Origin of the sequence: Variovorax sp. N23 (genome assembly GCF_025486315.1) — a bacterium.
Taxonomy (GTDB): domain Bacteria; phylum Pseudomonadota; class Gammaproteobacteria; order Burkholderiales; family Burkholderiaceae_C; genus Variovorax.
In genome coordinates this window covers 264,278-278,039 of sequence record NZ_JAOOPY010000005.1, presented here as the reverse complement: position 1 = coordinate 278,039, position 13,762 = coordinate 264,278, and the positions used below count along the sequence as shown (strand labels likewise).

The following is a 13,762-nucleotide window of genomic DNA, read 5'->3' as shown; positions in this document are numbered from 1 at the left end:
CGCTCAGCCTCTCAGATGGCGTGCGCGTTATTGCCGGCGACGTCGGTGCCCGGCGGCTTCATGCGGAACAGCTGCGACAGCGCGGCCCGGTACTGCGCCGCGCCGACCGAGTTGGTGTTGTGGTGCGAGCCGCCCTCGACCAGCACGAACATCTTCGGCACCTTGGCCGCCTCGTAGAGCTTGCGGCCGAGCGTCGGGTTGATCAGGCTGTCGGCGGTGCCGTGCACCACCAGCAGCGGCGCGCCGATGTTCTGCACCTTGCTGATGGCCTCGAAGCGCTGGGTGATGAGCGCGCTGAAGGGCAGCCAGCCCCACTTGAAGCTGCCCACCACGTCGGCGATCGAGGTGAAGGTGCTCTCGACGATGGTGCCGCTCTCGTCGTTGACGCTGGCGGCCAGGTCGATGCCGATGGCCCCGCCCAGCGAGTGGCCGAAGATGTAGCGGTGCTGTTGCGGGTGACGGGCGGCCAGCCAGGTCCAGGCGGCGCGGGCGTCTTCGCGGGCGGTGGCTTCGGACGGCAGGCCGGCCGAACTCTTGCCGAAGCCGCGGTAGTCGATCGCCAGCACCGAGAAGCCGAGGTCATGCATGCGCCGCATGCGGGGGGCCGAACCGGCGACGTTGTAGCGGGCGCCGTGCAGGTACAGCAGCACGGGGGTGTCGGCCCTTTCGGGCGCGCCGCCCAGCCAGAGCCCGTGCAGGCGGGCCGGCTCACCGGTGACGTTGGACTTGAAATCGATCCAGACGTGGTCCATGCCCTCGGTCATGGCTTCCGAATTGCCCCAGCTGCGGTCGCTGGGCTGGAAGATCCACTCGCGCTGGCGCTCGTCGAGCGTCGAGCAACCGCCGGCCAGCAAAGCGAGGGCCGCGGTGGCCGTGGCGAACAGGGACCAGTGTTTCATGCGTGGGCAGACAGACAGGCGATGACGTCGGAAAGTTCCGACAGGGAGCCCATGCAACGTGCGTGCCCGCTCGGCCGATGACGATCGGAAACCCCGATATAACTTTTGTTACCGGCCGCGCAGGAAAAGCCCGTCGAGCTCCCGCACCGAGAGCTGCCGCCAGGTCGGGCGGCCGTGGTTGCACTGGTCGGAGCGCTCGGTGGCCTCCATTTGTCGCAGCAGCGCGTTCATTTCGTCCACGGTCAGCTTGCGGTTGGCGCGCACCGCGCCGTGGCAGGCCATGGTGCCGAGCAGCTCGTTCTGGGCGCGCTGGACCACGGTGCTGGCGTCGTGCTGCGCCAGCTCGGCCAGGACGCTGCGCGCCAGTTCGACCGGGTCGCCGTCGGCCAGGGTCCCCGGCACGGCGCGCACCGCCAGGGTGCGGGGCGAGAAGGGCGTGATCTCCAGCCCCAGCGTCGGCAGCACCCCGGCGCAGGCCTCGGCCGTGGCGACTTCCTGGGGGGTGGCCGCAAAAGTTGCGGGAATCAGCAAGGGCTGGCTGCTGATGGCCGCGCCGGCGAGCTGGGTCTTGAGACGCTCGTAGACGATGCGCTCATGCGCGGCGTGCATGTCGACGATGACCAGGCCCTGGGCGTTCTCGGCCAGGATGTAGATGCCGTGCAGCTGGGCCAGGGCGCGGCCCAGCGGCCAGACCGGGGCGGTGTCGGGGGCCGACGTGGGTGCAACGGCGCTGGCCGCAGGCGTGCCGAGCCCGAGGTCCGCCCAGGTCCGGGGGGCTGCCGGGGCCGCAGCGGGCGCGCCGGGCCACATCGCGGCGGCGTCGCCGGTGCCGCGCTCGGCGGCGAAATGCATGCGCGGCTGGGTCCAGACGGGCAGGGCCGGTGTCGGAGCGGGCGGGGGAAACAGGGTCGCAGCGGCGGGCGTTTCGGCCTCCCCGGCGCGCGGCGCCGCCAGGGCCTTCTCGACCGCCTGGCGCACCGCCTGGTGCACCTCGCGGCCATCGCGAAAGCGCACCTCGATCTTGGTCGGGTGCACGTTGACATCGACCCGGGCCGGGTCGATGGTCAGGTACAGCGCATACACCGGCTGGCGCTGGCCGTGCAGCACGTCCTCGTAGGCGCTGCGCACGGCGTGGTTGAGCACCTTGTCGCGCACGAAGCGGCCGTTGACGTAGAAGAACTGCTGGTCGCCCCGCGCGCGGGCCGCATCGGGAATGCCGGCGCGGCCTTCGACGCGCACTGCGCCGAGCAGATGCTCGACCGCGACGCTGCGCGCGACGAAGTCGTCGCTGAGCGCGTCGGCCAGGCGCGGGTCGCGTGCGGTGGTGGCACGCCACTGCTCGACCAGCTTGCCCTCGTGCCACACCGCGAAGCCGACGTCGGGCCGCGCCAGCGCATGCCGGCGCACGGCCTCGACGCAGTGCGCGAGCTCGGTCGCGTCGGTCTTCAGGAATTTGCGCCGGGCCGGCGTGGCGTAGAACAGCTCGCGCACCTCGACCGTGCTGCCGACCGAGCGCGCCACCTGGCGCAGTTCGCCGGTGCGGCCGTCGAGCGCATAGGCCGCGTCGGCGCCGCGGGCGCGCGAATGCAGCGTGAGTTCGGCGATGGAGTTGACGGCGGCCAGCGCCTCGCCGCGGAAGCCCATGGTGCCGACGGTCTCGAGGTCGCCCAGGCTGGCGATCTTGCTGGTGGCGTGGCGGCGCAGGGCCACCGACAACTCGTCGCGCGGAATGCCGTGGCCGTCGTCCTCCACCGAGATCAGGCGCACGCCGCCGGCCGACAGCCGCACCGTCACCTGCGTGGCGCCGGCGTCGAGCGCGTTGTCGACCAGCTCGCGCACCACCGACGCGGGCCGCTCGACCACCTCGCCGGCGGCGATCTGGCTGATCAGCTCGTCGGGCAGCTCGCGGATGGGGCGGCGGGCGCTGGCGTCGGCGTCGGGCGGAATGGGCAGGGGAATGGGCACAGAGGAGGGAAGAGCACTCACCGGGGCATTCTAGAAGTCGGCATCGGGATAATGCGCGGCATGGACATCGTGCACTTTCTTCTGGATTTCATCCTCCACATCGACAAACACCTCGAGGCCTTCGTGATCGCCTACGGGCCCTGGGTGTATGCGCTGCTCTTCGCCATCGTGTTCGTGGAGACGGGCGTCGTCGTGATGCCCTTCCTGCCGGGCGACTCGCTGCTCTTCATCGTCGGGGCCTTGTGCGGCATCGGCCTGATGAGTTTCCCCATCGCCTGCGCGGTGCTGATCGCCGCCGCCATCCTGGGCGACCAGTGCAACTACAGCATCGGCCGGTATTTCGGGCCGAAGGTGTTCCAGTGGGAAGACTCGCGCTTCTTCAACAAGAAGGCCTTCAACCAGGCGCACGGCTTCTACGAGCGCTATGGCGGCGTGACCGTCATCCTGGCGCGCTTCATGCCCTTCATCCGCACCTTCGCGCCCTTCGTGGCCGGCGTCGCCGAAATGAACCGCGCCAAGTTCACGATGTTCAATGTCGTCGGCGCGCTGATCTGGGTGCTGGGCATCGCCACGGCAGGTTACTTCTTCGGCAATCTGCCCCTGGTGCGCCAGCACCTCGAGAAGATCATCTGGGGCCTGATCCTCGTGCCCGGCCTCGTCGCCATCTTCGGCGCCTGGCGCGCCGGCCGCGCCGAGAAAGCGCGGGCTGCAACAACCCCAGGTTCCTGATCGCCAAACGGAGTAAGGCGCACAACGTGCGCCTTACGACTGTTCCAGAGATACCGCGGAACCGGCTCTGCCGGGCCGCAGGTATCGCCCCCGGTGAGGGGGTGGGCGGCTACACGCAGTGAGCCAACCTGGGGGAGAGCCTAGTACCGGGGACCATTGTTCGGGTAGTAAGAACGTTGTTGGTTGCGCTGATCGGCATTGCGGCCGACTTCGTTGCCCACCAGTCCGCCGATGGCCGCGCCGCCGACCGTCGCCGCCGTGCTGCCGCCGATCGCATTGCCGATCAGGGCGCCGCCGACGGCACCGCCTGCCACACCCAGTTGCTGGTTGGGGCCCGTGCCGGCGCAACCGACCAGGGTCACGAGGGAAGCGGCCGCCGCCGCGCTGATCCAGAGACGTGTCTTCATGGTGTCCACCTTTCGATGATGTGATGAAGCCATTGTCTGGACCGTCCGCGCCGAACCTGTAGGAGCAGACCACCGCTGCCTGCGCGACACGGCGCGCCATCCCTGCGGGACGGCCTGGCTCACCTGGCTCACAACTGCCGGCTGCGCGCCAGCGGCGGGTTCTGCGCGAAGTAGCGCTGGATGCCGCGCATCAGCGCATCGGCCAGGTTCTCCTGGTACTGCGTGCTGCGCAGCTTGGCTTCCTCGTCGGGGTTGCTGATGAAGGCGGTCTCGACCAGCACGCTGGGGATGTCCGGCGCCTTCAGCACCGCGAACCCGGCCTGCTCGACGCTGCCCTTGTGCAGGCGCGCCCCGATGTTGCGGATCTCGCCCAGCATGGCGCTGCCGAGCTTGAGGCTGTCGTTGATCTGCGCGGTGGTGCTCATGTCGAGCAGCGCCCGCTGCACCTGCACCTCGTGCTCGCCCATGTTGAGCCCGCCGACCTTGTCGGCCTGGTTCTCCTTGTTGGCCATCCAGCGCGCGGCGCTGCTGGAGGCGCCCGACTGGCTCAGCGCGAACACGCTCGCGCCGCTGGCCGCGGGCGTGGTGAAGGCGTCGGCGTGGATGCTGACGAACAGGTCGGCCTGCACGCGCCGCGCCTTCTGCACGCGCACGCCCAGCGGCACGAAGAAGTCGGCGTCGCGCGTGAGGAAGGCGCGCATCGGGCTGCCGTTCACGCTGGCCGCGTTGATGCGCTCGCGCAGCCGGTGCGCCACCTGCAGCACGATGTCTTTCTCGCGCGTGCCGGCGGGGCCGATGGCGCCCGGGTCTTCGCCGCCGTGGCCGGGGTCGAGCGCGATGATGATGATGCGGTCGGTGCGGCTGGCGGTGGCCGTGGTGGGCGGTGCGCTGCGTGATGGTGCGGGTGCGGGCGGCGCGGCCGGTTTCAGCGGTGCGGTCGCCACCACCGGCGGCAGTTGCGGTGGCGCGACCAGCGACGGCGCGCCCGAGGTTTGCGTTGCCGGTCGGGTCGACTGCTGCGCCATCAGGTCACCCAGCGGGTCGACGCCGGGCGGGGCCGCGCGCGTGGGTGCGGGCGGCGCACCGAGTGTGGCCAGATCGCGTGGCGCGATGCCGGCCACCGTTGTGTCACTGCTCCCGGCGCGCGGCGCGTCGCGCAGGCGCTCGGCGATCAGCGCTTCCATCGGGTCCACCGGCCGCTCCGGGAAGAGGTCGAGCACCAGCCGGTGCCGGTAAGCGGCGATCGGCGCGAGCGAGAACACCTGCGGCTGCACCGCCTGCTTGAGGTCGAACACGATGCGCACCACGCCGGGTGCGAACTGGCCGACGCGCAGCCCGTTGATGAACGGGTCGCCCGGCTTGATCTTGCCGACCAGCTCGCGCAGCGCGGGGTTCAGTTCGATGCCCTGGATGTCGACCGCCAGCCGCGGTGGGCTGCCCACCGTGAGCTGTTGCGTCTGCAGCCGGCCGTCGGACTCGATGGTGACGCGCGTGTAGTCGTCGGCGGGCCAGACGCGCACCGCCATGATGGTGGCGCCGCGCGCGATCTCCTGCACGCCCAGCAGCAGCACCAGGCTGCCGGCCTTCAGGAAGGCGCGGCGCGGCGACGGGAGGAGGGGCTGCGCCTTCGTCATGCGGCGGCGGCCGCCAGCAGCGTGTGGCCGCGCGGCGTGCCGGCGGTCAGGTGGACGGTGCGGGTGTCGTCGGTCATGGCTTCGATCCTAAGGGTGAGGTCCGCGGGCGGCAGGTGGCCCGCGGCGTGGTCCGGCCACTCCGCCAGCTTGAGGCCGGGGCCCGCGAACAGATCGCGAAAGCCCGCGTCTTCCCACTCGCGTGGGTCGCTGAAACGGTAGAAGTCGAAATGGAAGATGGGCAGGCCGTCGGGCGCCTCGTGCGGCTCGACGACGGCGTAGGTCGGGCTCTTGATGCGGCCGGTGATGCCGAGCGCGCGCAGCAGGTGCCGCACGAAGGTGGTCTTGCCGGCGCCCAGTTCGCCCTGCAGCGCGATGAAGGCATCGCGCAGCGCCGGGGCGCTCGCGAGCGCACGCGCGAAGGCCTCGGTGTCGGCTTCGCCTTGCCACGTCAAGGTGGCGCTGGGCGTTTCTACAATCGGCAGGTGATCGGCAGCCATCAACTCGTCAATCGGATTCAGGCCTGGGCCCGGGAACTGGGATTCTCCCAAATCGGCGTCGCGGGCATCGATCTGTCGAGCGCCGAGGCGGGTCTGATGCAATGGCTGGCCCAAGGGTTCCATGGCGAGATGCATTACATGGCCGCCCACGGCACGCGCCGTGCCCGGCCGGCCGAGCTGGTGCCGGGCACCGTGTCGGTCATCACCGCGCGCATGGACTACCTGCCGCGCGCCACCGCCGATGACTGGCAGGCCGTCGAGTTCGACCGGCTGACGCGGCCCGGCGAGGCGATCGTCTCGCTGTATGCGCGGGGCCGCGACTACCACAAGGTCTTGCGCAGCCGGCTCGCGAAACTGGCCGAGCGCATCGCGCAGGAGGTCGGCCCCTTCGGCCACCGCGCCTTCACCGATTCGGCGCCGGTGATGGAAGCCGAACTCGCCTCACGCAGCGGCCAGGGCTGGCGCGGCAAGCACACGCTGGTGCTCGACCGCGACGCCGGCTCGATGTTCTTCCTGGGCGAGATCTATGTCGACATGGCCCTGCCGCCGAGCGAGCCGGTCAGCGCGCACTGCGGATCGTGCAGTGCCTGCATCGACGTGTGCCCGACGCAGGCCATCGTCGCGCCGCAACGGCTCGACGCACGGCGCTGCATCTCGTACCTCACCATCGAGCACCCGGGTGCCATCCCGCTGGAACTGCGCGCGCTGATGGGCAACCGCATCTACGGCTGCGACGACTGCCAGCTGATCTGCCCCTGGAACAAGTTCGCGAAGAAGAGCGCGCTGCCCGACTTCGATGCGCGCGACGGGCTCACCGGCCGCATGCTCGCCGACCTGTTCGCGTGGACCGAGGACGAGTTCCTGCGCCATACCGAAGGCAGCCCGATCCGCCGCATCGGCCACGAGCGCTGGCTGCGCAACATCGCCGTGGCGCTGGGCAACGCGGCGCGGGCCGGGCAGGGCGAGGCCGTTGCGGCGCTCGCGTCACGCCGGGACGATCCGAGCCCGCTGGTGCGCGAGCATGTCGCGTGGGCCCTGGCGCAGGCCGTCTGAAGACGCGCTATTCGTCGTGCGAATCGTGCGTCGCGGCCGTGCCCGCGCGCCAGTAGCCCGAGGCACGGATCCACTTCGGGTTGGCGCGGCATTCGTCGATCAGGTGCGCGCGCAGCGCCTTGGCATGGGCGGACTCGCAGCCGATCCATGCGTGGAAGGCGCCGGTCGGCAGGCGCGTGGCGTGCAGCGCGGCCAGCAGCGGCGGCGTGTCGGCGATGGCGCCGGTGCGGTGGACCCAGGTGATGTCGACGTCGGCCCCGCTCGGCAGCTCGACATGGTCGGCAGCGCTGTCGACTTCGGCCAGCACGACGGCGCGCGCGCCCTTCGGCAGTTCGGCCAGGCGCCGCGAGATGGCCGGCAAGGCGGTGTCGTCGCCGATCAGCAGATGCCAGTCGAACGCGGTCGGCACGATGAAGGAGCCGCGCGGGCCGCCGACGCCCAGGCGCTGGCCGACGGCCGCCTGTTCGGCCCAGCGCGTGGCGGGGCCGGCTTCGTGCAGCGCGAAGTCGATCTCCAGCGTCTGCGCCGTGGCGTCGAAGTGGCGGGGCGTGTAGTCGCGCATCGTCGGCTTGCGGCCTTCGGGCCAGATCGGGCCGTCCGGGCCGACGGTCGGCAGCGTCAGCGCGCCGGTGGCTTCGTCGGGGAAGAAGAGCTTCACGTGGTCGTCGAAGCCGGGGCTGGTGAAGCCGTCGAGCGCCTCGCCGCCGAGCGTGATGCGCACCAGGTGCGGCGTGACGCGCTGCACCGCCTGCACCGCGAGCTCGCGAAAGCGCAGCGTGTGGCGCACGCGCTGCGGCGTGCGGTCGGGGAGGAGGGAGGTGTCGTTCATGGCTAGATCTGTTCGAGCTGTTGGGCCGCATGGTCGAGCACCGCGGCGAAGGCGTTGGCTTGCTCGGGTGTCAGCGCTTCGCGCGACAGCCGCATCCGCATGGCGAGCTTGAGGTTCTCGATGGCGCGCGTGACCTGCGGTGGCCGGCCGCCTCGCGGGCCGGCGCCGTCGACGCCGCCCTGCATGCGCGCCAGCATGGCGTCGGCGGTGGCGCGGTTGTCGGCCAGGAAAGCCTGGCCGGCGTCGGTAATGCGGTAGCGCTTGCGGCCGCCGGCATCGGCCTCCTCGACGCTGAGGCAGCCCTGTTCTTCCATCAGCGTGAGCGTCGGGTAGACGGTGCCCGGGCTCGGGCTGTAGGCACCGCCGAGGCGGTCCTCGATGGACTTGATCAGTTCGTAGCCATGGCTGGGCTTGTCGGCGATCAGCTGCAGCAGCACGAAGCGCAGGCCGCCGTGGCCGAAGATGCGGCCGCCGCGCGGGCCGTCGCCGTCGCCGCGGTGGCCGCGGCCGCCACCCAGGCCGTCGTCGTGCTCGCCGCGACGGATGCAGGCGTGGTGATGGCCGTGGGCAGGGTGGTGGTGATGAGAAGGGTGCATGACATCTATTTCGTTGTATCGAATTTAATAACGATATATCTAAATAGAGTCTAAGTCAACCTCGCCGAACGCTTCTTCGCTAGGGCGTGGCCGTCATCGCCTGCTGGACCAGCGCGCTGTCGACGTACTGCTCCATGCTCTGGATCTTGCCGTCCTTGAGCCTGTAGAGATGCGCGAAGGTCGCGCTCATGGACTTGCCGGTCTTCGCGTAGGTCCCGGAGTACACGCCGAAGGCCGCGACGCGATCGCCGTCGGCCAGGTAGGTATGGACCGCGGCCTTGTAGCCCACCCACTCGGTCGCCAGCCGGCGAAAGACTTCGTCGAAGATTTCCTCGGGGCCGGTGTAGGTGCCGGCGTAGGGGAAGCCGGCCGCTTCGGTCCAGGTGGCGTCGGGGGCCAGGGCGGCGAGCAGGTGCTTGCCGTTCTCTTCCGACGGGCCTTCGTAGGTCGCGCGGATGATGTCCAGGTTGGTGCTCATCGCATCAACCCCACTTCATCTCGCCCTTGGCGACTTTCGCTCCGATCTGCAGCGCGACGCCCATGCCGGCCGTCGGATAGCGCCGGGTCATGGCGGCGATGAGGGCGGCGCTGTCGGCGGCCTTGGCCAGTTCTTCCTCGAACGCCACGAGGTAGTCGCGGGTGTAGCGGATCGCCGATGCGTCCGTCGCGGCGCCGGGTGCCATGTGGCCCGGGATCACCACGGCCGGCTTGCGGGCCGCCATCGCATCGAGCGTCCTGACCCAGGCGCGGCGACCCTCGGCGCCCGGGGTGTCGGCTGTCCACACGTGCACGCCAGCGAACACCAGCACGCCGCCGAAGAGGGCGTCGAGCGACTTGACCGCGAGGTAACGGCGGTTGGCGAGGCCATCGGCATCGACGATCTCGATGGACTGGCCTTCCAGCGCGATCGAGGCGCCGTCGAACACCTCGGGCATTACGATGTCCGACAGGGTCTGCGGGCCGTTCTCCTTGAGCTGGGGACCCCAGGTCGCGAGCTTCTTCTCGACGCTGCTCTTGATGGCCGCGATGGTGGCCGACGCGGCGATGACGCGCGCCGCAGGAAACGCCGCCTTGATCGGGCCCAGGCTGAAGTAGTAGTCGGGATCGCTCTGGCTGATGTAGAGGGTCGTCAGTGTCTTGCCATTGGCCTTGATCGCTTCGGCGAGGGCCTTGCCGTCGGGCAGCGTGAAGCCGCCGTCGATCAGCACGGCCTCGCGCGCGCCGGAGACCAGGACCGGGGCACGGAAGAAGCCTTGTTCACCGGCGGGGAAATGCTGGAGGGTCAGGGGGGTCGATGCAGCCATGGCGTTGTTCACTCCGAGGATGGCCGTCGCGACACCCGCGGCGGCGAAAGTCTGAATCAGGTCTCTGCGTGTTGTCATCGTGTTTTCCTTTGGGAAAGTAAGAAGAGGTTTTCAGGCGCGTTGCAGCTGGCTGATCAGCGCGCGTGGATCGGTGTAGGCGGCACCGGCATCCACCTGCCAGCGCTTCGCGCCGGACTCGGCGATCAGGGTCGGCACGCCGCGCGCGCCGAACTCCCGCATCAGTGCCTGGCCCCGGCCCACACGGGCCCGGTCGGCGGCGACAAGCGCCGCGTCTGGTTGCGCGAGCCGCGCGGCCGCCTGCGCGAGCCCCAGCCCTGTCAACAGCTCGGCCAGCGTCGTCAGCGAGGTCACGTCCTTCCCGTCGACGTAGCGTGCGTGCTGAATGGCCTTGAGGGTTTCGAGTTCGCGGGCCGGGTCGGTCAAGGACACCGCGGTCAGCGCCAACATGGCGGGACCGCTGTCGAAGGGCCGCTGGCGATCACCGAGCACCTGCTGGCGATAGCGTTCGGTGAAGCGCTGCCCGGTCAGCTGTTCGATGCGCTGGTCGTTGGTCCACGCGAAGGCGGCGAAACCATCGTCCATCGCCCGCGCACCCGCACCGGAGAACAGGCCGGTGGCCCGCAGTTCGACAGCGATGCCGGGCTCGTCGGCCAACGCTGAAATGGCGGGCGTGGCGCCGTAGCACCAGCCACACAGCGGGTCGAACAGGTAGTGCAAAGTGATGTCCATGAGCCTGGGTCTTTCGTTGTCGGGTGCATCGTAGGCAGCCTGCATTGATTCTTAAATACATACGTGATAAACACACTGTGTGCTTAAAACAAACAATCAAGGGGATGAGGGCCCAGGCGGACTGGGAAACCTGCGGCGCCTGGCCTACTTCGTCGCCGTGGTCGAAACCGGGTCGTTCACCGCCGCCGCGGAACGCCTCGGCATCACCAAGGCCGTGGTCAGCCAGCAGGTGGCTCGGCTGGAGCGCGAGTTCCGGACCTCCCTGCTGGTGCGCACCACGCGCAAGGTGCAGGCCACGGAAGTGGGCCGGGCCTTCTACGAGCGGTGCGCCGTGGTCCTGCGCGAGGCGGAGCATGCGTTCGATGGCCTGGCCGAGCGGTCGGCCGAGCCCTCGGGCATGCTGCGGCTCACCGCGCCTTTCGACTATGGCGTCGGCGTGGTCGTGCCTGCCATCGCCGCGTTCACGAAGCGCTATCCCGCGTGCAAGGTCGACGCCGTGCTCAGCGACCAGACGCTGGACCTGATGTCCGGCAACATCGAGATGGCCATCCGCGTCGGATGGCTGACCGAGACGGGCGAGCAGGCGCGAAAGATCGGCGCCTTCCGCCAGTTGCTCGTCGCGTCGTCGTCCATGCGGCGGGAGGTCGCGGCGCTCGAGCGCCCCGCGGACATGGCCGCCTTGCCGTTCGTGGCCAACACCGCCTTGCGGGATCACCTCCGATGGCGTTTCTCCCTGGACGGGACCGAGGACCAGGTGGTTCAGGTGCAGGCCTCCATCTTCCTGGACGCGACGCTCGCCGTCCGCGAGGCCGTGCGTCAGGGTGCAGGGCTGTCGGTGCTCCCGGACTACGCGGTCGCCGACGATCTTGCCGCCGGGCGGCTCATCGAAGTGCTGCCGCGCTGGCACCTGCCTTCCGGCGGCATCCATGTCGTTTTTCCGGCGGCGCGTTATCGCCCCGCGAAGGTTCGTGCCTTCGTCGATCTGCTGGCGGACAGAGAATCGCAAAGACAGGGCGACAACAGTGCGCGCAGCGGCTCGGCCGATGCCGTACGTTGATTAACCACCCTCGCTCACCCGCACGTCGGGCGCACGTGACCCTCGTTCAGCGCGAGGGCGACAGACCGCCACTCAGTTGCGGCGATGCGCCAGTTGGAAACTCTCGATGCGCTCGTCGGCGCCGAGCACCTGCGCGAGTTCGGCCATCGGCAAGTGCGTTTCTCGCGTTGCAGCAGTGGCGATGAAGTGCCACTCTGCCAAGCTGTCTTTCATGCTGATCGATAGCGTACCGGGTGCGATCTTGTAACCCTGTTCGTGAACCGACCGCTCGAGTGTTTCAGCGAGCGGCGCCGCACCTGGCTTGAAGCGAACGACGACGGCGATGCCAGCGTGTGCCGGAAGCCACTTCTCGAGACGATGTCCCCACATCATGCAGACAAGTGAAAGTGCCGAAAGCGAGATTGCGGCACCGTAGAAACCAACGCCGACCAGAATACCGATGACACTTGACGACCAGACCGACGCTGCAGTCGTCAAGCCACGGATATTCAGCCCGTCCTTGATGATGATTCCGGCGCCGAGAAAGCCTATTCCGGTGACGATGCCCTGCACCACGCGCGTCGACGCCACCGCGCGCGTCCGCCCAGACCCATTCCAGATCGCGCTCGGTCCCTGCCTTGAGCAGCACCTGGTAGGAGGCCTTGTGCTTCAGCAGTTCGAAAAGGCCGAGCATCTCGCCGGCCAGTTCGGGGCTATTGACGAACAAGCCGAATTCGGTGTTCAGCGCCTGGGAACGGGGGTCGAAGTTCACGGAGCCGATGAACACACGCTCCCTGTCGACCAGGGCGGCTTTCGTGTGCAGGCGCAGCAGGGTGTTCGACGCCTCGCCCGGTAGCAGCAGTTGCTGACCGAGACGGGGATGCAGTTCGAACAACTCCATGCCAGCCCGCAGCATCTTGTCGCGGTAGCGCCGATAACCTGTGTGCACCACGGGTTCGTCTGTGGCGGCCAGCGAGTTCGTGAGCACGCTGATGCGAACACCTCGCTGGACGCTCGCACGTGCCCCTTTCAGACCCTCGGCACCGGGAATCAGGTACGGCGAGGAAAGCAAGATCTCGCTTTGGGCGGTGTCGAACAAAGCCGTCAACAGTCCGCGGCTGCTGTCCAGCAATGCCCCACTGGGCAGTCGCTCAGTCTCCAGCAAGCCCGACGCCTTTGCCGGCGAGTCGGCGAAGGCCTGTGCGGTCCCGTATGCCATGCGCACGCGACCCGCGGTCAACTCGTCGCCCACCGGCGCATGGCCCAGCCGGTCTCGTCCCCGAAAAGGGAGGGGATCGGGGGTGTCGGCGCCGTCCACGCGCGCATCGAAGATGCGGCGCAAGTCCTCTGCCTGTTCGGTCGGGTGCAGTACCGAGGCGGCCGTACGCACCTCGGGGGCATTCCAGTACGCATCAAACAGGCTGGCCGCTTGCGAGATCACCGGGCCGGCCATGAGCACGTCGTAGTCGAAGAAATTCGATTCGGCGCTGCGCATGAAATACTCGTCGCTCAAGTTGCGCCCACCCGTGACGGCCAATGCGCCATCGGCGATGAACAGCTTGTTGTGCATCCGGTGATTGAGGCGGCGGAAGTCGAACAACGCTTGCGCAAACCGCGTCGGGATGGTGCCCCGCGTGGGGAAGGGGTTGAATAGGTGGGCAACCAGGTGCTGTGCATCATGGATGCGGCGTCCTTGCTGATCCCCTTCATCACCAGCGGCAAGCTGCGCCCGATTCTGGTGACGGGCAATGCACGGCTGCCCGCGCTGCCGGACGTTCCCACCGCTAAGGAGCTCGGGGTCAAGGACTTTGTCGTGACCGTCTTCGTCGGCCTCTGGGGCCCGCCCAAGCTGCCGGCCAGCCAGGTGGCGCAGCTCAACGCCGCGATGAACGCGGCGCTGTCGGAGCCAGCCATCGCAGAGCAGATCACCAAGAACGGCGATGTGGTCGGTGGTGGTACCGCGGAGCGATTGAGCGTCCTCACACGCGAGAACTACAAGCTCTGGGGCGAGGTCGCCCAAAGGAACAAGATTCGCGCGGAATGAGGCGCGCAGTCGGGGCCTG

15 protein-coding genes and 2 pseudogenes are annotated in these 13,762 nt (G+C 68.9%); 4 read left to right on the top strand and 13 right to left on the bottom strand.

The window, feature by feature from the left end:
* Nucleotides 1-11 precede the first annotated feature (11 nt).
* Together N8A90_RS10440 and mutL are read right to left on the bottom strand one after the other, a co-directional pair.
* Nucleotides 12-899, bottom strand: coding sequence for an alpha/beta hydrolase (locus N8A90_RS10440; RefSeq protein WP_262074782.1), 888 nt, complete (start codon nucleotides 897-899; stop codon nucleotides 12-14).
* Between the two features lie 108 nt (nucleotides 900-1,007).
* Entirely contained in the window at nucleotides 1,008-2,885 is a 1,878-nt protein-coding gene (gene mutL, locus N8A90_RS10435; protein ID WP_410087659.1) for a DNA mismatch repair endonuclease MutL, read from the bottom strand.
* A 39-nt stretch (nucleotides 2,886-2,924) separates the two neighbouring features.
* Between mutL and N8A90_RS10430 the strand changes: the two genes are divergently transcribed.
* Nucleotides 2,925-3,593: a DedA family protein gene (locus N8A90_RS10430; RefSeq protein ID WP_262074781.1), complete on the top strand. Its 669-nt coding sequence runs from the start codon at nucleotides 2,925-2,927 to the stop codon at nucleotides 3,591-3,593.
* Between the two features lie 140 nt (nucleotides 3,594-3,733).
* Here N8A90_RS10430 and N8A90_RS10425 read toward each other — a convergent pair whose 3' ends face one another.
* The 3 genes from N8A90_RS10425 to tsaE all read right to left on the bottom strand — a co-directional run bounded on the left by N8A90_RS10425 (nucleotide 3,734) and on the right by tsaE (nucleotide 6,131).
* A complete protein-coding gene (locus N8A90_RS10425) occupies nucleotides 3,734-4,000 on the bottom strand; it encodes a glycine zipper domain-containing protein (RefSeq protein WP_262074780.1) in 267 nt (88 codons plus the stop codon).
* A 128-nt stretch (nucleotides 4,001-4,128) separates the two neighbouring features.
* Nucleotides 4,129-5,634: an N-acetylmuramoyl-L-alanine amidase gene (locus N8A90_RS10420; protein WP_262074779.1), complete on the bottom strand. Its 1,506-nt coding sequence runs from the start codon at nucleotides 5,632-5,634 to the stop codon at nucleotides 4,129-4,131.
* Nucleotides 5,631-6,131 (bottom strand): tRNA (adenosine(37)-N6)-threonylcarbamoyltransferase complex ATPase subunit type 1 TsaE, encoded by a 501-nt coding sequence (gene tsaE / locus N8A90_RS10415; RefSeq protein WP_262074778.1) that lies wholly within the window; start codon nucleotides 6,129-6,131, stop codon nucleotides 5,631-5,633. Before tsaE ends, N8A90_RS10420 begins: the two co-directional genes overlap by 4 nt.
* On the opposite strand from tsaE, the gene queG reads away from it, so the two are divergent.
* Nucleotides 6,117-7,184 carry a tRNA epoxyqueuosine(34) reductase QueG gene (queG, locus tag N8A90_RS10410; protein ID WP_262074777.1) on the top strand — a complete coding sequence of 356 codons (1,068 nt, stop codon included), beginning with the start codon at nucleotides 6,117-6,119 and terminating at the stop codon, nucleotides 7,182-7,184. The two genes, tsaE and queG, sit on opposite strands and share 15 nt — an antisense overlap.
* Nucleotides 7,185-7,191: 7 nt before the next feature.
* Here the strand turns inward: queG and N8A90_RS10405 are convergent, their stop codons facing one another.
* From N8A90_RS10405 to N8A90_RS10385, 5 genes are all read right to left on the bottom strand, one after another.
* The gene (locus N8A90_RS10405; protein ID WP_262074776.1) at nucleotides 7,192-8,013 is read right to left on the bottom strand and encodes a siderophore-interacting protein; all 822 of its coding nucleotides are present in this window, start codon (nucleotides 8,011-8,013) and stop codon (nucleotides 7,192-7,194) included.
* 2 nt (nucleotides 8,014-8,015) lie between these two features.
* Complete coding sequence (locus N8A90_RS10400) at nucleotides 8,016-8,609, bottom strand: PadR family transcriptional regulator (RefSeq protein WP_262074775.1); 594 nt, start codon at nucleotides 8,607-8,609, stop codon at nucleotides 8,016-8,018.
* Between the two features lie 79 nt (nucleotides 8,610-8,688).
* A complete protein-coding gene (locus N8A90_RS10395; RefSeq protein ID WP_262074774.1) occupies nucleotides 8,689-9,087 on the bottom strand; it encodes a nuclear transport factor 2 family protein in 399 nt (132 codons plus the stop codon).
* 4 nt (nucleotides 9,088-9,091) lie between these two features.
* Entirely contained in the window at nucleotides 9,092-9,991 is a 900-nt protein-coding gene (locus N8A90_RS10390; RefSeq protein ID WP_262074773.1) for an MBL fold metallo-hydrolase, read from the bottom strand.
* A 33-nt stretch (nucleotides 9,992-10,024) separates the two neighbouring features.
* Nucleotides 10,025-10,663, bottom strand: coding sequence for a DsbA family protein (locus tag N8A90_RS10385; protein ID WP_262074772.1), 639 nt, complete (start codon nucleotides 10,661-10,663; stop codon nucleotides 10,025-10,027).
* Nucleotides 10,664-10,742: 79 nt separating this feature from the next.
* On the opposite strand from N8A90_RS10385, the gene N8A90_RS10380 reads away from it, so the two are divergent.
* Complete coding sequence (locus N8A90_RS10380; protein ID WP_262074771.1) at nucleotides 10,743-11,720, top strand: LysR family transcriptional regulator; 978 nt, start codon at nucleotides 10,743-10,745, stop codon at nucleotides 11,718-11,720.
* A 72-nt stretch (nucleotides 11,721-11,792) separates the two neighbouring features.
* Here the strand turns inward: N8A90_RS10380 and N8A90_RS10375 are convergent, their stop codons facing one another.
* The 3 genes and pseudogenes from N8A90_RS10375 to N8A90_RS25475 form a co-directional block, all read right to left on the bottom strand.
* Complete coding sequence (locus tag N8A90_RS10375; RefSeq protein WP_262074770.1) at nucleotides 11,793-11,933, bottom strand: hypothetical protein; 141 nt, start codon at nucleotides 11,931-11,933, stop codon at nucleotides 11,793-11,795.
* A gap of 192 nt (nucleotides 11,934-12,125) precedes the next feature.
* Nucleotides 12,126-12,272 (bottom strand): annotated as a pseudogene (locus N8A90_RS25480) (MgtC/SapB family protein); the annotation flags it as partial.
* Nucleotides 12,273-12,387: 115 nt separating this feature from the next.
* Nucleotides 12,388-12,918 (bottom strand): annotated as a pseudogene (locus N8A90_RS25475) (phospholipase D-like domain-containing protein); the annotation flags it as partial.
* A gap of 435 nt (nucleotides 12,919-13,353) precedes the next feature.
* On the opposite strand from N8A90_RS25475, the gene N8A90_RS10365 reads away from it, so the two are divergent.
* Nucleotides 13,354-13,743: a tripartite tricarboxylate transporter substrate-binding protein gene (locus N8A90_RS10365; protein WP_262074849.1), complete on the top strand. Its 390-nt coding sequence runs from the start codon at nucleotides 13,354-13,356 to the stop codon at nucleotides 13,741-13,743.
* Nucleotides 13,744-13,762 lie beyond the last annotated feature (19 nt).